Below are 19003 nucleotides of genomic sequence, written 5' to 3'. Positions count from 1 at the left end.
TAATGAAATTTTTAATCACTGTATTGGTCCAATTTATATTTTTTTATGGTTTTTCTCAAACTCAAATTGATTCCACAAAATCAATAATTTTAGATGAAATAGTAGTAAGCTCACAACGATTTGCAAAATCTAAAAGAAAAATAACCCAACAAGTCGAAAGCATTTCTAAAAAAGAAATCGAGCTACAAAATTTTCAAAACAGTGCTGATGCGCTTGCAAACACAGGTACTTTATCCGTACAAAAATCACAACAAGGTGGCGGAAGTCCCGTAATTAGAGGGTTTGAGTCCAGTAGAATACTATTACTCGTAGATGGGATTAGAATGAATAATTTAATTTATAGATCCGGACATTTGCAAAATATTGTTACCGTTGATAAAAACATGCTTGAAAAAATAGATGTTCTTTTTGGTCCATCATCCACAATTTATGGAAGTGATGCGCTTGGAGGTGCTATTTATTTACAAACTAAAAATGCCAAATTACTTTCGGAAACAGAGAATAGGTTTCTTACTGGCAACATTATTTCAAATTACAATTCTATAAACAACGGCAAATCTACACATCTTGATTTTAATCTAGCAGGACAAAAATGGGCTTCGCTAACATCGATTTCGTTTAATGATTATGGTGATTTAAAAATGGGCAAACAAAAAAATGGTTCAAATGATTTTTTTGGTGAAAGACCATTTTATAGTGTAACTGTAAATGGAATTGATACTCGGGTTGCAAATGACAATAAATATATACAAAAATTTTCTGGATACAAGCAATATGATTTTATGCAAAAAATTGTTTATCAACAAAATAGTGATACCAAACACAGTTTAAATCTGCAGTATTCGACTTCCTCAGATATTCCTCGTTATGACAGATTAACTGACCTAAATTCTGATGGAGAATTAAAATCGGCAGTATGGAATTATGGTCCTCAAAAACGCTTGCTTACGGCTTATAAAGTATCAAAAGAAAAAGTATTTTTTGATAGTAATATGAACTTGGTTTTAAGTTATCAAAATATAGAGGAAAGTAGAATTACTCGAAATTTTGGAAGTAACAATCTAACTTCAAGAATCGAAAAAGTAACTATTTTTGGGATTAATACTGATTTTAAAACTAAAATAGGAAACGGTGATTTAATTTATGGTGCAGATATTTATTATGATAATCTAAACTCAACTGGAATCAAAAAAAACATACTTACAAATATAGAATCAACAACAGATTCACGATATCCAGACGGAAAAAATAATACTCTAAGAGCTGAAGGCTTTCTTGCTTTTAACAATAATTTAAGCAGGACAATTTCGTATAATGCTAGTGCAAGAGCTGGTTACACATCATTAAATAGTGAAATTGCTACTAATTTTTTAAGCTTACCCTATTCAACTGTCCAACAAAAAAACTTTACTTATAGTGGAGCAATTGGAATTGTAAATAATGCAAGCGAGAAAACAAAAGTTGCATTCAATTTAGCCTCTGCGTTTCGAGTACCTAACATTGATGATTTATCCAAAATATTTGAATCTGCAGCTGGAAGACTTATTGTTCCTAATAAAAATTTAAAACCAGAAAAATCATTAACTGCTGATGTAAGTATTATTTTTTGGGAAGGAAAACACTTTCAATTTGAAAATACTTTCTATTACACGAGACTTTTTGATGCCATTGTAACTAACACATTTACACTAAATGGACAATCAAGTATTATTTACGAAGGAGAAAACAGTCAAATTTTTGCGAATCAAAATCAAGGAAGCGCAAACATAATTGGTGTGTTTTCAAGTTTAAAAACATACCTAACAAAATCATTATTATTTTACGGTACATTCAATTTTACACATGGTCGAGTACAAAACACATCCGGAGAATTTCCTCTAGATCATATCGCACCAATTTACGGAAAAACAGGTTTTAAATATGAAAGCAAACTAATAAATCTTGATTTTAATATGCTTTATAACAGCAAAAAAGAATTACGAAATTACGCTCCAAGTGGTGAAGATAATTTGCAATATGCACCAAAAAATGGTTCGCCAGCTTGGAAAACTTATAATTTAAAAGGCTCATTGAGTGTGTTAAATTCCTTAACCGTTTTTATGGGTATTGAAAACATTCTTGATACACAATACAGAACATTTGCTTCTGGAATAAACGCAGGAGGAAGAAATTTTTATCTAGGCGGGAAATATAATTTTTAAGTCTAAAAGAGCTTGAAAAGGAATTGAAAAGCAATTTTTATTGTAATCTAGGAAGCGTTTTAAGATACAATTCTTCAACTTTTTTTCTTGCCCAATCTGTTTTTCTTAAAAAAATAAGGCTGGATTTTATACTCGGATTATCCGTAAAACATTTAATCTTAATTAACGCTCCTAAAGTATCAAATCCATAATAAGTCACGAGTTGTTCCATAATATTTTGAAGCGTTAATCCGTGAAGTGGGTCTTTTGATTTATTATTTTCCATACTGTAAAGATACAAAAACTGAAATTACTTATTTTTGAATAAATTAATACAAATGAAAAGCCACATAACACTATTCGTTCTCTTATTCACTCTTTTTTCATTTTCGCAAAATAAAATTACAACGTACTATTTTATAAGACATGCGGAAAAAGTAGATGATTCAAAAAACCCAGATTTATCTTCAAAAGGGTTAGAAAGAGCATTACTTTGGAGTAAAATATTTTCTGATATTAATTTTGATGCAATTTACAGTACTGATTTTAAAAGAACACTCCAAACTGCAACTCCAATTGCAGCAAATAGGAATTTAGAAATTATAAAATACGACCCTAAAATAGTTGATATTCAAGAATTTAAAACAAAAACTCTTGGACAAACGGTTTTAATTGTTGGGCATAGCAACACAACTCCAGAATTTGTAAATAAAATTATTGATAAAATAATTTATGCAAGTATAGAGGATTCCATTTTTGGAAATTTATACATTGTAACTCTGAATGGTACTTTAATTTCATACCAATTATTGAAATTACCATAGAGAGTTGCCTATTACTCAATTTGTACATACATTTGCAATCCAATGCTAAAAACAATCAACATACTTAATAAAAGAGCCCGTTTTGATTACGAAATCATCGAAAAATTTACGGCAGGTATTGTTTTGGCTGGAACCGAAATAAAATCCATCCGATTAGGGAAAGCAAATATTACCGAAAGTTTTTGCGAATTTAGTGGGACTGAGCTTTTTGCAATTAACACTTATATAGAAGAATATGCTTTTGGAAACCAATTCAACCATAAAGCAAGAAGCGAACGCAAACTTTTGTTGAACAAACGAGAATTAAAAGGTTTGGCAAAAAGTGTCCAAGCCAAAGGATTGACTATTGTCCCTTTAAAATTATTTACTAATGAAAAAGGAATGGCAAAACTTGAAATCGGACTGTGCAAAGGGAAAAAGACCTACGATAAGCGAGAATCTCTCAAAGAACAAGACACTAAGCGCGAACTTGACAGAATAAAAAAATCATTTTAATTTAAAAATATTCAAAAAGACAGAATAGTTTTTATTATTAAAAAATTATGACTAAATTTGTCAAGACAATTTAAAACATAAAAAGTTGAAAACACTACTTAAAAATGCAAGAGAACTAAAAGGGTTAAAAACCAGAGAAGTGGCACAAACTTTAGGAATCGATCAAGCCCTAATCAGTAAGTTCGAAAATGGATTAAGAAAACCCACCAAAGAGCAAGTTGCAAAACTAGCTTCATTATTAGAAATAGATTTTGAAACACTAATGGTTGCGTGGCTTAAAGAAAAAATTCTATATGAAATAGGTCAGGATGAATTTGCCATGAAAGCAATGAATATGGTACGTGAAGAAATGGAGAACAGCTATGTTACTCTCAAAAAATCACTTTCTAAAAACTTATTGTCTATTCTTAATGAAATTGATGGTTTGAAATCAAAACTAGATAAATTTCGCAAGTTTGATAGCTTTAGAATTGCTCAAGCATTAGAGCTCGAATATACATTTGAAAGCAACCGCATCGAAGGCAACACGCTCACTCTTCGCGAAACTGATTTAGTAATCAATGAAGGTTTGACTGTTTCGGGAAAAAGTATGCGAGAACATCTTGAAGCAATCAATCATCAAGAAGCCATTGGTTATATCAAGAATTTGATAGAGAAAAACACCTCCTTAAACGAGCGAGAAGTTTTATCCATTCACAACTTAATTTTGCGCGGAATTATTCCCGAAGATGCGGGTCGCTATCGTAGAGTTCAAGTAATGATAAAAGGCAGCTCACACATGCCACCGCAACCTTTTATGGTTAGTAAGGAAATGGAAGATTTTTTCATTTGGTATGAAACCAATAAAAATGCCATACACCCAATAGTTTTGGCAGCAGAGCTTCACGAACGTTTGGTTACTATCCATCCTTTTATAGATGGTAATGGTAGAACTTCTCGTTTGGTGATGAATCTAATTTTATTACAAAACGGTTATGTAATTGCTAACATAAAAGGTGATTATGATACACGAATGCAATATTACAATGCACTTGAAACTGCTCAAACAAAAAACAACAAAGAAGATTTTCTATTGTTTATTGCTCAAACCGAGAAAGAAAGTTTAGAGCGTTATCTTGAAATTATTGGACAATAAAAAATCCTGTCTAGTCAAAAAAGCTAGACGGGATTATAATTTAATTCTTATTTTCCAACAACGGCACGAATTTAAAATCACCAAACTCGTGTTTCTCAAACTGGGTTTCATTTTTTCGAATTAACAAAGTCATGATTTGATTTTCTTCTCCAAGCGGTATGACTAGCTTTCCCCCTATTTTTAGTTGTGCCATCAAAGCTTGTGGGATTATTGGCGCACCAGCTGTAACAATAATACTATCAAAAGGAGCGTGATTTGGCAATCCTTTGTAACCATCTCCAAACGATAAATGTTTTGGACGAATACCTAATTTTGGCAATAAAGCTGATGTTTGTTTGAAGAGCTCATTTTGCCTTTCGATACTATAAACTTTTGCTCCCATCAAACACAAAACTGCGGTTTGATAACCTGAACCAGTTCCTATTTCGAGAATTTTATCCTCTTTTTTTACTTCTAATAATTGTGTTTGAAAAGCCACCGTATAAGGTTGAGAGATAGTTTGTCCTGCACCTATTGGGAAAGCTTTGTCCTGATAAGCATAATCTGCAAAACTTGAATTCAAAAAAAGATGTCTTGGAATTTTCTTAATGGCTTCCAAAACATTCTTATCCGTAATTCCTTTATCTTTCAAAAGGGCAGCTAATTGATTGCGAAGTCCTTGATGTTTAGAAGTGTCTTTCAAAATTTGGGTAAATTTATTTTGGTAAAAATAAACTTTAAAATCCCAAAAATCAAATAACAATTTCCAAAACTTTAAACGCCATTCTTTAGACAATAAACAAATAAATTATACATTTGTTAAAAATCATTTTTATGTTAAAAGTAGGCGTTTTAGGTGCGGGTCATCTCGGAAAAATACATTTACGATTATTACAGCAATCAGAAAAATATGAATTGGTTGGTTTTTATGACGAAAACCAAGAAAACGGTGAGAAAGTTGCCAATGAATTTGGATACAAACAATTTCATACTATTGCAACACTCATTCATGCTGTAGATGTTATCGATATTGTAACGCCCACACTTTCGCATTATAAATGTGCTAAAGTTTCCATCAAATCCGGAAAACATGTTTTTATCGAAAAACCCATTTCTAATACTGTTGCCGAAGCCGAAGAAATCATCGCTTTAGCCAATGAATACAATGTAAAAGGACAAGTTGGCCATGTCGAAAGATTCAATCCTGCGTTCATCGCTACCAAAGATATGATTGAAAATCCTATGTTTATTGAAACCCATCGTTTGGCCGAATTCAATCCTCGTGGCACTGATGTTCCGGTGGTTCTTGACTTGATGATTCATGATATTGACGCAATTTTAAGCGTGGTGAATTCGAAAGTAAAATTGATTAATGCCAGTGGAGTTTCGGTGATTAGTGACACGCCAGATATTGCCAATGCTCGAATTGAGTTCGAAAATGGTTGTGTTGCTAATTTAACTGCTAGTAGAATTTCAATGAAAAATATGCGTAAATCTCGCTTTTTTCAGAAAGACGCTTATATCTCTGTTGACTTTTTGGAGAAAAAATGTGAGGTCGTAAAAATGAAAGATGCTCCAGAAATCCCTGGAGATTTTGATATTATTCTACAAAATGCCGAAGGCGTAAAAAAACAAATCTACTTTTCGAATCCTGATGTGGAGCAAAACAATGCCATCTTGGACGAATTAGAATCCTTTGCTGATGCTATTAACAACGACACAACTCCTGTTGTAACATTGGAACAAGCGACAGAAGCTTTAAGAGTGGCGTACCAAATTATTGATTGTTTTAAGAAGTAATTCCGTTAATGAAAAACAAATTAGAAATAAAATTAAAAAATCAAAAACAATCATTTGAGATTTTAGAAGATTCTTTATTCGTTTATTTGAATACATTAAAGCATCAATTAGAATATAAAATTCCATTTGAAGAAATTAAGAACGACATTTATACTATCCGAAGTAAAAGCGATAAGAAAGAAGCTTTTCTTTATGCTTCTATCTTTTTTAATATAGTTCTATCATTATTTATTCTTCTTGAAAATTATAAAATTGATTTGATTTATGTTTATTCATTAATATTTCCATTAACACTGGTTTTAACATTTGTCTTTAATGAAATCAACAAAGGATTTGAAGAAAAACATATTGAATCCAGCAAAATTTTATATTTTATTTGTACCAAGAAAAACACAAATGAGGTAGATGTTTTCATTAAATTTCTTTTTGAAAAAAGAAATGCTTATTTTAAAAATAAATACTTTTTGATTGATCCAGTCTTACCATACAATGTTCAATATGAAAGATATATTTGGCTTTATACCAACAAATATATCAGCGAAAATGAATATGAAGTAATAAAAGAAGATTTGGATAAATACTTCAATTTTAATCCAAACAATATAGTATGAAAACAATAGCCGTAATCGGAGCAGGAACAATGGGCAACGGGATTGCGCATACTTTTGCTCAAAGTGGTTTTACTGTAAAACTTATCGATGTTTCCGAAAAATCATTGGACAAAGGAATGGCGACTATTGCAGCAAATCTGGACCGAATGGTTGCAAAAGGAACCATTACAATCGAAGATAAAGCAAGAACAATTACCAACATTATCGCTTACACTGAAATTAAAGATGGAGTTGTTGGAGTTGATTTAGTTGTTGAAGCCGCCACTGAAAATGTAGATTTAAAACTCAATATTTTCAAGCAATTGAACGAAGCTTGTTCGCATAATACAATTTTAGCAACGAATACTTCTTCTATTTCTATTACGCAAATTGGTGCTGTTGTAGCTCATCCAGAACGAGTTATCGGAATGCACTTTATGAATCCGGTACCCATTATGAAATTGGTAGAAATCATTCGGGGTTACAATACGAGTGATGAAGTGACGAAAACCATTATGACTTTATCCGAAAAACTGGGTAAAACTCCCGTTGAAGTCAATGATTATCCTGGTTTTGTAGCTAATAGAATTTTGATGCCAATGATAAACGAAGCGATCGAAACGCTTTACAACAAAGTAGCTGGAGTTTATGAAATAGACACTGTGATGAAACTCGGAATGGGACATCCAATGGGACCTTTACAATTAGCTGATTTTATTGGACTTGATGTATGTTTAGCAATTCTTAACGTAATGTACGACGGTTTCAAAAATCCAAAATATGCACCTTGTCCATTATTAGTCAATATGGTCCGCGCCGGAAAACTAGGCGTGAAATCGGGCGAAGGCTTTTATGATTATAGCGAAAGTAAGAAAGCAGAAAAAATCTCGAAACAGTTTATTTAATAATTAAAAATAGATAATTGATAATTGATAATTTTTTTTAATTGTTAATTATCAATTGTTAATTATCAATTGAAATATGTCAATCTCACAAAACCTCCTCAAAATAAAATCATCATTACCTTCAACCGTAACCCTTGTTGCCGTTTCTAAAACCAAACCCATTCCTGATTTAATGAAAGCTTATGATGCGGGTCAACGCATTTTTGGCGAAAACAAAATCCAGGAAATGACCGAGAAATGGGAAGCAATGCCAAAAGATATCGAATGGCACATGATTGGTCATGTTCAAACGAACAAAGTCAAATTTATGGCGCCATTTGTGAGCTTGATTCACGGCGTAGACAGCTTGAAATTACTAGAAGAAATCAACAAACAGGCACAAAAAAACAATAGAATTATTGATTGTTTATTGCAAATGTATATCGCCGAAGAGGAAACCAAGTTTGGTCTTGATAAGAAAGAACTCAACAAGATTCTTCACTTCGTTCAGAATGACAAAGAAGGAATGAAAAACATTCGAATTGTTGGGTTAATGGGAATGGCTACTTTTACGGAGAAGCAAACCCAAATCAAGAAAGAATTCACGCATTTGAAATCCATTTTTGATAAACTACAACCTCTAAAAACTAAAAACTGCCAACTGAACACTATTTCTATGGGCATGTCTGGCGATTATCAACTCGCAATTGAATCAGGAAGTACCATGGTTCGAATAGGAAGTAGTATCTTTGGAGGACGATAAATACAAACTCGTCATTGCGAGGAACGAAGCAATCTCACTTGCTTGATTTGATTGCTTCGTTCCTCGCAATGACACTGAACACCGAACACTTATTTTGTACGCAATACTCGACATAGAAACTACCGGAGGACAATTCAACGAAGAAGGAATTACCGAAATTGCTATCTACAAATTTGACGGTCACGAAATCGTGGATCAATTCATCAGTTTAGTCAATCCCGAAATCCCAATTCAGCCTTTTGTAGTTAAACTTACTGGCATAAATAACGAAATGTTAAGAGCTGCGCCAAAATTTTTTGAAGTGGCTAAACGCATTATCGAAATGACAAATGATGCCGTTATTGTAGCACATAACGCCTCTTTCGATTATCGGATTTTGAGAACTGAATTTAGAAGATTAGGCTATGATTTTCAAGCAAAAACGCTTTGCACTGTCGAATTAGCTAAAAAACTGATGCCTGAACAACCTTCCCATAGTTTAGGAAAACTGGTTCGCGCACTAGGAATTCCCATGGCTGACAGACACAGAGCAAATGGAGATGCAATGGCCACAGTAAAGTTATTCAAAATGCTTTTGGATAAAGACTTAGAAAAAACAATTGTCAAAGATTTTATAAAACTTGAAGTCGAAAAAGGAATTGCTCCAAAATTACTAGGCATCATACAAAGTTTGCCCTCAAGAACGGGCGTTTATTACATTCATAACGAAAAAGGGAAACTCATTTATATTGGCAAAAGTAGAAACATAAAAAAACGACTCAATCAGCATTTTACAGGAACAACAAACAAATGCAAAAAAATTCAAACCGAAGTTTTTACGGTAACTTATGATGAAACTGGTAGCGAACTCGTTGCCTTACTAAAAGAAAGTGAGGCAATAAAAATCAACAAACCAATGTATAATCGTGCGCAAAGAAAAAGTATTTTTCAGTTTGCGCTGTATGATGAGAAAGATGAAAATGGCTATTTGAATTTAAAATTACAAAAAGCCGATGGTCGAAAAAAAGAAATTACTTCCTTTGCTTCCACCCAAGAGGCCAAAAATGCCTTGTTCAGAATCACTGCACACTATCAATTATGCCAAAAATATACGGGATTGTATCAGACAAAAAAAGAGTGCTTTCAATATAAAATAAAAGAATGTGATGGTGCTTGTATTGGCAAAATTTTACCGGAAGAATACAACAAAAGAGTTCACGAATTTATCACTAAAAACAGCTTCGAAAACCACAACATGATTCTTATTGACAGAGGCAGAAACAGCGGCGAACACAGTGCTGTTTTGATAGAAAACGGGATTTACAAAGGTTTCGCTTTTTATGATTTGAATTATCAAATTACCAATATCGAAATCCTAAAAAACATTCTTATTCCGATGCAAAACAATCGCGATACTCGAAATATTATTCAAGCTTATATCCGAAAAAGCAAAACGTTGAAAGTACTAAAATTTTGATTTTTTTGAAACAAAAAAAACTCATAGTAATTGTTGGTCCAACAGCCATAGGGAAAACTTCCTTGAGTATCGCATTGGCACAACACTTCAAATGTGATATTCTTTCTTGTGACAGCCGACAATTTTTTAAAGAAATGACTGTTGGAACTGCAGTTCCCAATCAAGAAGAATTAGCTCAAGCCACACATCATTTTATCCAAAACAAATCTATTTTTGAGAATTATACTGTGGGCGATTTCGAAAAAGAAGCCATTTCAAAACTCGATGAATTGTATTTGACAAATGATTTTGTGATTCTCGTTGGCGGTTCCGGTTTGTATGTAGATGCCATTCTAAAAGGCTTTGACGAATTTCCAGAAATTGATGCTTCGGTTCGTGAGGAAGTAAATTCTAATTATAAAAAATCAGGAATCGATTATTTGCAACGACAATTAGAAACCTTAGATTTAGAATATTATAACGAATTAACATTAAGAAATCCACAAACTTTGCAAAACCCGCAGCGCATGATGCGGTTTGTGGAAGTTTGCATTGGAACCAGAAAACCGTATTCTTCTTTTTTGAATTTAAAGAAAAACAACCGCAACTTCACTCCTATTCTCATTGGATTGGAAGCCGAAAGAAGCGTAATTTACGAACGAATAAACCAGCGGGTTGAGATCATGATAACCGAAGGTTTATTGGCAGAAGCCGCAGCATTGTTTCCTAATAAAAATTTAAACGCTTTGCAAACTGTGGGTTACAGAGAATTGTTTAGCTACTTTGATGGTGAGTTTACTTTAGCATTTGCTATTGAAGAAATCAAGAAAAACACAAGACGATTTGCCAAAAGACAACTCACTTGGTTCAAAAGAAACGAAGAAACAAAGTGGTTTGATTATTTGACGAATAGAAAAGAAATCATTAAAAATATCAATGGCAATGGCAATGGCAATATCATAATCTAAAAGTTAAAAGTAAAACTCATATAAATAATTCACAAGTATAACTTTTAACATCTAACTTATAACAACTAACTTCAACTATGCCAATATCTAAAGACTTCACATCAATATTCAGTAAAGATTGGGAAATCAATTTTACGCAGTGTATGCCAAACGGATTTTTAAAACACACGGATTTGTGCAATATTTTGCAATTGACTGCCGCATCTCACTCTGAAATTGGTGGAATCAGTTTTTCAGATATGCAGCAATTCCATCAAGCTTGGGTTTTGAGTAGAATGCGTGTCGAAATCTCTGAATTACCAAAATGGAAAGACATCGTAACAGTAAAAACTTGGATTAATACACTCGAAAATTCACGCTCAGTGCGCGCTTTGGAAATGTATGTCAACGGTAATAAAATAGTAGGTTGCGAGACTTTTTGGGCGGTTTTCAATACTAAAATTAGACGCCCAGAAGCCTTGGCTTTGCCGTTTGAACATTTTGAATTGTATCCAGAACATAAAGCAACCCAAACAACTTTTTCCAAAATTAACCTCAATCATGAAACCGAAATGGTCATAGAAAAAACGGTAGCTCTTTCGGATTTAGACATTGTAAATCACGTGAATAATGTGAAATACTTGGAATGGTGTTTAGATCTTGTGGATGAAGATTTGATTTTAAATCAAAAAATAGAAAGTTTTGAAATGAATTTTATGAAGGAATTATCACTAAAAGACAAAGTTGCAATTCACGAAAATTTGACTTCGGATGCAATGATATTTAGCATTACAAAAGAAGACAAAACCTGTTTTGCCTTGCAACTCAATTTAAAATAAAAAAGGTTCCAATTTCTTGGAACCTTTTCTTCTATACTAACACTTTACTTTTTACCACTAATCTAAATCCTTCTCCGTGAATGTTTAGTATTTCTACATTACTATCCGGTTTAAGGTATTTTCTTAATTTGGCAATATAAACATCCATACTTCTAGATGTAAAATAATTATCGTCCCTCCAAATTTTTGTCAAAGCTAATTCCCTTGGCATCAAATCATTTTCGTGAAGAATCAACATCTTTAATAATTCATTCTCCTTTGGAGATAATTTTACAGGTTCCTCTTTGTCAAAAGTCAAAAATCGAAGTTTTGAATTCAAATGGAATTTTCCAATATTAAATTCAAACTGAATAGGTTCCGCTTTTGTTGTTGAAGATTTTCTTAAAATAATAGCTCTAATTTTCATCAGTAAAACTTCTGAATCAAAGGGTTTATTAAGGTAATCATCAGCACCAGCTTTGTATCCTTTCAACACATCTTCTTTCATAGATTTTGCAGTTAGAAAAATAATTGGCACTTCTTGATTTTTCTCTCGAATCTCTTTGGCTAATGTATACCCATCTTTATAAGGCATCATTACATCAAGAATGCATAAGTCATAAGTGTCCTTTTTGAATTTTTCAAAACCCTCCATACCGTTTTTGGCTAAAGTAACATCGAAGTCATTTAGCATTAAATAATCTTTTAGCACTGCACCAAAATTCAGGTCGTCTTCTACTAAAAGGATTCTTTTGTTTACATTTTCCATATCTTAATTTATTAATGGTAATTTTATTATGAAGGTACTTCCTTTTCCCTTTTCACTTTCAACATATACTTGACCATTGTGGTCGTCAACGATTCTTTTTACATAGGCTAATCCTAAACCGTGCCCTTTTACATTATGCAAATCTCCTGTATGCTCTCTATAGAATTTTTCGAATACTCGCTTTTGAGCTACTTTACTCATTCCTATTCCGTTATCTTTAATTTTAATGATAATAATATCCTTAATATTTTCTGTAAAAACTTCAATTACAGGAATATCAGGCGAATATTTTATTGCATTCTCCAAAATATTTACAACTACATTAGTAAAATAAACTTCATTTAATAAAACCGATGTTCTGTTTGCTTGAAAGTGAGTTGTTATTGTTCCCTGTCTATCTTCTAAAATTAAATTTACATGTTCAATTGCATCGTTTATAATTCCCTGAACATCAGTAGATTCCTTACTAATGTTTAATTCTTTTTTTTCTAATTTAGAAATACGCAAAACGTTTTCTACTTGAGCGTGCATGCGTTTATTTTCGTCTTTAATCATTTGAAGATAACGAAATACTTTTTCTTTATCTTCTATAATTTTTGGGTTTTTTATGGCATCCAACGCTAAATTTATGGTAGCAATAGGTGTTTTAAACTCATGTGTCATATTGTTAATAAAATCTGTTTTTATTTCAGAAATATGACGTTGACGTATTAATTGATTCAATGCACTCGAATATGCTATAATAATTATCAGTGTAAAAATGATGGATAAAACTGTAATTCCAATAAGTTCTGACAATAAAAATTTCTTTTTATGAGGAAATGTAACTAACAATTGATATTTATTATTTCCGTCATTATCCGTAAATACAGGAATGGAATACGTTACGTTTTTATCGTATCTAAAACCATCCGATTTTATTTTTGTCGCCAATCCATTGCTATAAATACCAAACTCAAAACGTGTTTTTACACCGTATTCTTCTAATTCCTCTTTCAAAAATTTTCTTAATATTTCTACAGAAACTCTTTCGTCTAAAGGCATAGCAGATGAAATATCTTTGTAGAAAATTTCGAATTGTGCGTTATCTAAAACATCTAAATTTCCAGATTTTTCAATCTTAACATCAGGCATAGAACTTTGTTGTACACTCGAATTATCAATATTGTTATTGTTATAAACTTCGGTTACTCGTTTAGAATTAAAATTCTTAAACTTTACACTATCTAATTTTTTATCAAGGAACGTAGAAGATATATCGTAATCTTCGGATATTATGCTGTTAGAATATATTATTGTCTTATTAGTTCTAGCATTTTTTTGAACATAGTAAAATTCTAATAAATCATTTTTTTGAGGAATTTTACCGGTACTGTCTTTGATATGATTGTATTTATCATAAAAACCATACGCTTCTCGTTTCTGAAGTTTATCAGCCACATTGCCTATAACTTGTTTTACGTGAAACTTAAATTGCTCATCATTGTTTTTGAACGAAGTATTAAACCAATAAACTTGGACTAATATTATCCCTATTAAGGACAAACTCATAAGTAACACCAGCAATTTAAAAAACAATTTATTCATCGAAGCAAAATTAATATTTTAACACTATATTTGATAATACATTAACCAAATATTAACACCAACGACTCAAATTATTGAATCTATAATTTTTTAAGAATTTTATCGATTTCTAATTTTGCTTTTTCTACTGAACTATTCTCAATTATATAATCACTTAATGGGATGCGACGATTATCGTTCCATTGCATACTCATGCGCTGCAAAACAAGTTCTCTAGTGGTTTTGTCTCTTTGAATTACTCTTTGAATCCTATCTTCAATTGGCGCGGTTATGGTAATTATTTTATCACAATCTTTATAACTCCCACTTTCGAATAAAATTGCGGCTTCATAAATAATAAAGGGTGCGTTTTTAAGTTTTGAAATCCAAATCTTAAAATGATTTTTAACAGCCGGATGAATAATAGTATTCAATTGTTTCAGTTTATTTGAATCATTAAAAACAATTTTGGATAATCGTTCTCGATTCAGAATTTCATTATCAAATATTGCTTCGCCAAATGATTTTTTGATTTGAGCAATAATCTCTTCAGATTGCATTATTTTTTTTGCTGCTTCATCAGCTATATAAATGGGAATCCCTTTGGATTGAAAATAATTGGCAATTGTAGTTTTGCCGCTACCAATTCCGCCTGTTAATCCAATGATTTTTGTCATATTATTTTTTGAAAAATAATTCAGGAAAAGCTTCTTGTGGTTTTTGTTTTAAAATTGAAATTTTTATAAACGATTCTAAAAATCCAATTCCATACCCAAAAAACTGTTTCCAAACTGCTATTATTGAAAAATAGCCAATTTTTATACTTTTATTTTGGTAGCTAGACCACAAAAACAATACCAAAAAATAGACAAAATACAATTGCAGTAACAGATCAAAATTAAAAATTAACAATAATAACCCTAAACCAAATCCTATTATAAAAAAAGTGGGGAAAAAGAAAGTCAATTTATTGTGTTCAGGATACCAACAGTTAAGAATTGGTCGTGCTTTGCCAAATTTATTGACTTGCAAAGAAAACTTGTCCCAGTCAATTCTTCGTTTATGATATACAAAAGCATCCGGAAAAAGTTTCGTATCAAAACCCAAATTCCATAATCGTATTGACAAATCTGGATCTTCACCAGGATGAATGTTTCCAAAACCATTTGATGCTTCAAATGCTTTTCGAGATAATCCCATATTAAAACTTCGGGGTTGAAACTTACCTATTTTTTCAGAACCACCACGAATTCCTCCAGTAGTAAGAAACGAAGTCATTGCAAAATTGATGGCTTTCTGAATATCCGAAAAACTGTCTAGCGCTTTGTCTGGACCACCAAAACAATCTACATAATTTAGAGACAAGGCTTTTTTAACTTCTGACAAATAGCTTTTTGGAATAATACAATCCGAATCAAAAATGATAAAATAATCGCCTTTGGCTTTTTTCATTCCGTAATTTCTAGAATCTCCAGGTCCAGAATTTTCTTTAAAATAATAGGAAACACTTAATTTTCCTGCATATTTTTCAACTATCTCATCGCATTTTAATGTAGAACCGTCTTCTACAATTACGATTTCAAAAGTTTCGTTATAATCGGATTGGGACAAACTTTCTAAAAGTTCATCAATTTCATCTGGGCGATTGTAAACAGGTATAATTAAGGAAAATAGCATACTCGTAAATAAAATAGTAAGACATTATTTTTTTGCACAATAATTTTAACAAAGATAAACTTTATCTATAAAAGCAAAGCAACTAATACTATTGTAAAACATGCAATTTAAAAAAATTAAACCATTAAGAAATTAAGTGAATTAAGCATAAATCTTAATGAAACTTAATTCTTTAATGGTTTAAAAAATATTTAGTTTTAAAAAAAAACTAACTAATACTAGAAATTTGTACAAGTTCGTTTGTATCCAAATTGTAATCCACACCTTCAAATCCAAAACCAAAGAGGTTATAAAAATCTTTTCTATAGCCTTCTAAATCACCAATTTCAGATAAATTTTCGGTGGTAGCTTCAAGCCATAACTTAGCCACTTGCGCTTGAACATTGGCATCCATTTCCCAATCATCAACACGAATTCGTCCTTGCTCATCAACAGGAACTGCTCCATTTGTATACAATCGTTCTTGGAACAAACGCTGCATTTGCTCAATACAACCTTCGTGAGATCCTTCGGCTTTCATGATTTTATACAACAACGAAATGTATAAAGGGATTACAGGAATTGCAGAACTTGCTTGCGTTACCAATGCTTTATTTACTGAAACATAGGCTTTCCCGCTAATAGCTTTTAAACTATCTGTAATTTTGAAAGCCGTTGCTTCCATATCATCTTTGGCTCTACCAATTGTTCCTTTTCTGTAAACTGCTTCGGTTAATGAAGAACCAATGTAAGAATACGAAACCGTTGTTGCACCTGGCGCTAATAAATCTGCATTTTTCAAAGCAGTCATCCACATTTCCCAATCTTCGCCACCCATTACGATAACCGTATTTTCGATATCGTCGCCACTGCATGGTTCAATAGAAATTTCGGAAACTTTGCCTGAATGAAAATCTACCGTGTTGTTTGTGAAGGTTTTACCAATAGGTTTCAAAACCGAACGGTGTGTAATTCCTGTAACAGGATGTGTTCTAACTGGCGAAGCCAAACTGTAAATTACCAAATCAATTTGCCCCAAATCAGCTTTTATCAAGTCTAAAGTTTGTTGTTTGATTTCATTAGAGAAAGCATCTCCATTGATACTTTTTGCATATAAACCTGCTTTATTTGCTTCGTTTTCGAAAGCGGCAGAATTGTACCAACCCGGCGAAGCCGTTTTACCTTCGGATGGTGGTTTTTCGAAAAACACACCTATAGTTGCGGCATCGCATCCAAAAGCACTTGTGATTCTAGAAGCCAAACCAAATCCGGTCGATGCGCCAATGACTAAAACTTTTTTGGCACCTTCGATTTTGCCTTTTGATGTAACGTATGCTATTTGGTTTTTTACGTTTTGCTCACATCCTTTTGGGTGAGCTGTCGTACAAATAAATCCTCGCATTCTTGGTTCTATGATCATATTCGGTTATTATTATATTTAGTTATTTGGAGAATATTTTACTTTTTATAAGCAACAAATATAATTCAAAATATTAGTTCAGCAAGGCTTTTGCGTGGTTTAATGCGGAGTCAGAAACCACAATTCCGGACAGCATTTGAGCGATTTCGATTACTCGTTCTTCACTGTTTAATAATTTCAATTCGGATTGTGTATCGTTTCCATTAGTTGTTTTAAAGACTTTGAAATGAGCAGTTCCTCTTGCGGCAATTTGTGGTAAATGAGTGATGGCAAAAATTTGCATTTCTTGACTCATTTCTTTCATGATTTCACCCATTTTTATAGCAATTTCTCCTGAAACTCCGGTATCTATTTCATCAAAAATTAATGTTGGTAATTTTGAGTATTGTGCCAAAATTGCTTTAACGGCTAGCATTATCCTGGACATTTCGCCACCAGAAGCAACTTTTTTCAACAACCCAAAATCAGTTCCTTTGTTTGCGGAAAACAAAAACTGCAGCTCGTCTTTTCCGTTAGAGAAATAAGTTTCAGTTCCTGTAATATTTATTTTGAAACGTACATTTGGCATTCCTAAAGTTTCCAAAATAGATATCAGTTTTTGGGATAAAACTGGAATAGCTTCTATTCTTCGCTGGTGAATAGCATTTGAAAGTAGATCTAATTTTAAAGTTTTTTCTTGAATTGCATCGGTCAAAGCCAAAATCTCTTCCCCAAGATTTCCTATTTCTAAAACTCCCTGTTCTAATTTGGTTTGAATAGCTATTAATTCATCAACGGTCGAAACTTGGTGTTTCTTTTGCAAATTGTATATAACTTGCAGTTTCTGACTAATGAAATCCAATTGTTCTGGGTCATTAATTAGCTTTTCAGCACAACGGTTCAACTCATCGGAAATATCATCAAACTCAATTGTTAAGCTCGTAATTCTCTCAAATAAAGTGTGATAATCCAGTGAAAAGGAAATAATTTTTTGTAAAGACGCTTTGATTTCATTCAAATTATGTAAAACACCTATTTGTTCTTCATTGGCTACAGCCAAAGATTTATCTATCGCCTCTTTGATGACTTCAACATTATTTAAATTTTCAAAATCAGACTCTAAAGTTTCTTGCTCACCAGATTTTAATTGCGCATTGACTAATTCGTCTAATAAAAAAGTGTAGTAATCTTGCTCTTTTGCGGCTTCGCTTTGTTTATTTAGAAGTGAATTCAAGTTTGATTTGTCCTGTTTATAACTTTTCAAGAGTGCTTGATATTCCAGAATAGCGGCTTGATTGGTAGCAATGGCATCAATAATTTGAAACTGAACCTGCTCATCCGAAAGTTCTTGGGTCTGATGTTGCGAATGAATATCGATTAAATACAAACTCAATTCCTGCAATTCCTGAAGGTTTACTGGGCTATCGTTTATAAATGCTCTCGATTTTCCAGAAGGTAGAATTTCGCGACGAATTATGGTTTCGTCTTCGTAATCTAAATCATTTGTTTCGAAAAAAGGGCGTAATTTGTATTTTGATATTTCAAAATAAGCTTCGATTACACATTTTTCTTCCTTGTTTTTAAGCGAAGTCAAATCGGCTCTTTTTCCTAAAACCAAGCCCAAAGCACCTAAAATTATTGATTTTCCTGCACCTGTTTCTCCTGTAATTATTGAAAATCCTTTCGAGAAATCGATAGACAATTTTTCAATCAGTGCATAATTTTTTATTGTAAGTGAAGTAATCATTTATAATAGTTTTTAT

General features: G+C 32.3%; 19 protein-coding genes. 11 read left to right on the top strand and 8 right to left on the bottom strand.

The genetic code is table 11. The annotated features are described in order from the left end of the window. Positions 1-2 precede the first annotated feature (2 nt). Entirely contained in the window at positions 3-2201 is a 2199-nt protein-coding gene (locus RMO53_RS01490) for a TonB-dependent receptor domain-containing protein (RefSeq protein ID WP_310377578.1), read from the top strand. Between the two features lie 37 nt (positions 2202-2238). On the opposite strand, the gene RMO53_RS01485 is transcribed toward RMO53_RS01490, so the two are convergent. After that, positions 2239-2466: a VF530 family protein gene (locus RMO53_RS01485; RefSeq protein WP_310377577.1), complete on the bottom strand. Its 228-nt coding sequence runs from the start codon at positions 2464-2466 to the stop codon at positions 2239-2241. Between the two features lie 52 nt (positions 2467-2518). Between RMO53_RS01485 and RMO53_RS01480 the strand changes: the two genes are divergently transcribed. From RMO53_RS01480 to RMO53_RS01470, 3 genes are all read left to right on the top strand, one after another. After that, the gene (locus RMO53_RS01480; RefSeq protein WP_310377576.1) at positions 2519-3004 is read left to right on the top strand and encodes a phosphoglycerate mutase family protein; all 486 of its coding nucleotides are present in this window, start codon (positions 2519-2521) and stop codon (positions 3002-3004) included. A 42-nt stretch (positions 3005-3046) separates the two neighbouring features. Beyond that, a complete protein-coding gene (smpB, locus tag RMO53_RS01475) occupies positions 3047-3499 on the top strand; it encodes an SsrA-binding protein SmpB (protein ID WP_310377575.1) in 453 nt (150 codons plus the stop codon). Positions 3500-3584: 85 nt separating this feature from the next. Next, positions 3585-4634, top strand: coding sequence for a Fic family protein (locus RMO53_RS01470; protein WP_310377574.1), 1050 nt, complete (start codon positions 3585-3587; stop codon positions 4632-4634). A gap of 40 nt (positions 4635-4674) precedes the next feature. Here RMO53_RS01470 and RMO53_RS01465 read toward each other — a convergent pair whose 3' ends face one another. After that, on the bottom strand, positions 4675-5316 hold the full coding sequence (locus RMO53_RS01465) for a protein-L-isoaspartate(D-aspartate) O-methyltransferase (protein WP_310377573.1): 642 nt from the start codon (positions 5314-5316) through the stop codon (positions 4675-4677). A gap of 131 nt (positions 5317-5447) precedes the next feature. Here RMO53_RS01465 and RMO53_RS01460 point away from each other — a divergent pair, with 131 nt between their 5' ends. The 7 genes from RMO53_RS01460 (at position 5448) to RMO53_RS01430 (ending at position 11871) form a co-directional block, all read left to right on the top strand. Next, positions 5448-6413, top strand: coding sequence for a Gfo/Idh/MocA family oxidoreductase (locus tag RMO53_RS01460; RefSeq protein WP_310377572.1), 966 nt, complete (start codon positions 5448-5450; stop codon positions 6411-6413). Positions 6414-6421: 8 nt separating this feature from the next. After that, positions 6422-7024 carry a hypothetical protein gene (locus RMO53_RS01455; RefSeq protein WP_310377571.1) on the top strand — a complete coding sequence of 201 codons (603 nt, stop codon included), beginning with the start codon at positions 6422-6424 and terminating at the stop codon, positions 7022-7024. Continuing rightward, complete coding sequence (locus tag RMO53_RS01450) at positions 7021-7908, top strand: 3-hydroxybutyryl-CoA dehydrogenase (RefSeq protein WP_310377570.1); 888 nt, start codon at positions 7021-7023, stop codon at positions 7906-7908. Before RMO53_RS01455 ends, RMO53_RS01450 begins: the two co-directional genes overlap by 4 nt. 76 nt (positions 7909-7984) lie before the next feature. Then, positions 7985-8650, top strand: a complete 666-nt coding sequence (locus RMO53_RS01445; protein WP_310377569.1) for a YggS family pyridoxal phosphate-dependent enzyme — start codon at positions 7985-7987, stop codon at positions 8648-8650. 94 nt (positions 8651-8744) lie between these two features. After that, positions 8745-10106: an exonuclease domain-containing protein gene (locus RMO53_RS01440; RefSeq protein ID WP_310377568.1), complete on the top strand. Its 1362-nt coding sequence runs from the start codon at positions 8745-8747 to the stop codon at positions 10104-10106. Next, positions 10103-11053, top strand: a complete 951-nt coding sequence (miaA, locus tag RMO53_RS01435) for a tRNA (adenosine(37)-N6)-dimethylallyltransferase MiaA (protein WP_409024820.1) — start codon at positions 10103-10105, stop codon at positions 11051-11053. Before RMO53_RS01440 ends, miaA begins: the two co-directional genes overlap by 4 nt. Positions 11054-11130: 77 nt before the next feature. After that, positions 11131-11871 carry an acyl-ACP thioesterase domain-containing protein gene (locus RMO53_RS01430; protein WP_310377567.1) on the top strand — a complete coding sequence of 247 codons (741 nt, stop codon included), beginning with the start codon at positions 11131-11133 and terminating at the stop codon, positions 11869-11871. 31 nt (positions 11872-11902) lie between these two features. On the opposite strand, the gene RMO53_RS01425 is transcribed toward RMO53_RS01430, so the two are convergent. The 6 genes from RMO53_RS01425 to recN form a co-directional block, all read right to left on the bottom strand. Further along, positions 11903-12619 (bottom strand): response regulator transcription factor, encoded by a 717-nt coding sequence (locus tag RMO53_RS01425; RefSeq protein ID WP_310377566.1) that lies wholly within the window; start codon positions 12617-12619, stop codon positions 11903-11905. Between the two features lie 3 nt (positions 12620-12622). After that, positions 12623-14206 (bottom strand): HAMP domain-containing sensor histidine kinase, encoded by a 1584-nt coding sequence (locus RMO53_RS01420; RefSeq protein ID WP_310377565.1) that lies wholly within the window; start codon positions 14204-14206, stop codon positions 12623-12625. An 80-nt stretch (positions 14207-14286) separates the two neighbouring features. After that, positions 14287-14862 carry a dephospho-CoA kinase gene (gene coaE, locus RMO53_RS01415; RefSeq protein ID WP_310377564.1) on the bottom strand — a complete coding sequence of 192 codons (576 nt, stop codon included), beginning with the start codon at positions 14860-14862 and terminating at the stop codon, positions 14287-14289. Position 14863: 1 nt separating this feature from the next. Further along, positions 14864-15862: a glycosyltransferase gene (locus RMO53_RS01410; RefSeq protein ID WP_310377563.1), complete on the bottom strand. Its 999-nt coding sequence runs from the start codon at positions 15860-15862 to the stop codon at positions 14864-14866. A gap of 208 nt (positions 15863-16070) precedes the next feature. Further along, entirely contained in the window at positions 16071-17261 is a 1191-nt protein-coding gene (gene fabV, locus RMO53_RS01405) for an enoyl-ACP reductase FabV (protein WP_310377562.1), read from the bottom strand. 73 nt (positions 17262-17334) lie between these two features. After that, entirely contained in the window at positions 17335-18987 is a 1653-nt protein-coding gene (recN, locus tag RMO53_RS01400; protein WP_310377561.1) for a DNA repair protein RecN, read from the bottom strand. Positions 18988-19003 lie beyond the last annotated feature (16 nt).

Origin of the sequence: Flavobacterium sp. (genome assembly GCF_031409475.1) — a bacterium.
Classification (GTDB): domain Bacteria; phylum Bacteroidota; class Bacteroidia; order Flavobacteriales; family Flavobacteriaceae; genus Flavobacterium.
This window is presented reverse-complemented; position numbering and strand designations above follow the sequence as displayed.

Excerpts from the sequence above, each read along its gene's own strand:
- RMO53_RS01425 (WP_310377566.1), bottom strand. The coding sequence starts at position 12,619 with ATGGAAAATGTAAACAAAAGAATCCTTTTAGTAGAAGACGACCTGAAT.
- recN (WP_310377561.1), bottom strand. The coding sequence starts at position 18,987 with ATGATTACTTCACTTACAATAAAAAATTATGCACTGATTGAAAAATTG.
- RMO53_RS01410 (WP_310377563.1), bottom strand. The coding sequence starts at position 15,862 with ATGCTATTTTCCTTAATTATACCTGTTTACAATCGCCCAGATGAAATT.
- RMO53_RS01460 (WP_310377572.1), top strand. The coding sequence starts at position 5,448 with ATGTTAAAAGTAGGCGTTTTAGGTGCGGGTCATCTCGGAAAAATACAT.
- RMO53_RS01485 (WP_310377577.1), bottom strand. The coding sequence starts at position 2,466 with ATGGAAAATAATAAATCAAAAGACCCACTTCACGGATTAACGCTTCAA.
- RMO53_RS01490 (WP_310377578.1), top strand. The coding sequence starts at position 3 with ATGAAATTTTTAATCACTGTATTGGTCCAATTTATATTTTTTTATGGT.
- RMO53_RS01455 (WP_310377571.1), top strand. The coding sequence starts at position 6,422 with ATGAAAAACAAATTAGAAATAAAATTAAAAAATCAAAAACAATCATTT.
- fabV (WP_310377562.1), bottom strand. The coding sequence starts at position 17,261 with ATGATCATAGAACCAAGAATGCGAGGATTTATTTGTACGACAGCTCAC.
- RMO53_RS01480 (WP_310377576.1), top strand. The coding sequence starts at position 2,519 with ATGAAAAGCCACATAACACTATTCGTTCTCTTATTCACTCTTTTTTCA.
- coaE (WP_310377564.1), bottom strand. The coding sequence starts at position 14,862 with ATGACAAAAATCATTGGATTAACAGGCGGAATTGGTAGCGGCAAAACT.
- RMO53_RS01430 (WP_310377567.1), top strand. The coding sequence starts at position 11,131 with ATGCCAATATCTAAAGACTTCACATCAATATTCAGTAAAGATTGGGAA.
- smpB (WP_310377575.1), top strand. The coding sequence starts at position 3,047 with ATGCTAAAAACAATCAACATACTTAATAAAAGAGCCCGTTTTGATTAC.
- RMO53_RS01420 (WP_310377565.1), bottom strand. The coding sequence starts at position 14,206 with ATGAATAAATTGTTTTTTAAATTGCTGGTGTTACTTATGAGTTTGTCC.
- RMO53_RS01445 (WP_310377569.1), top strand. The coding sequence starts at position 7,985 with ATGTCAATCTCACAAAACCTCCTCAAAATAAAATCATCATTACCTTCA.
- RMO53_RS01450 (WP_310377570.1), top strand. The coding sequence starts at position 7,021 with ATGAAAACAATAGCCGTAATCGGAGCAGGAACAATGGGCAACGGGATT.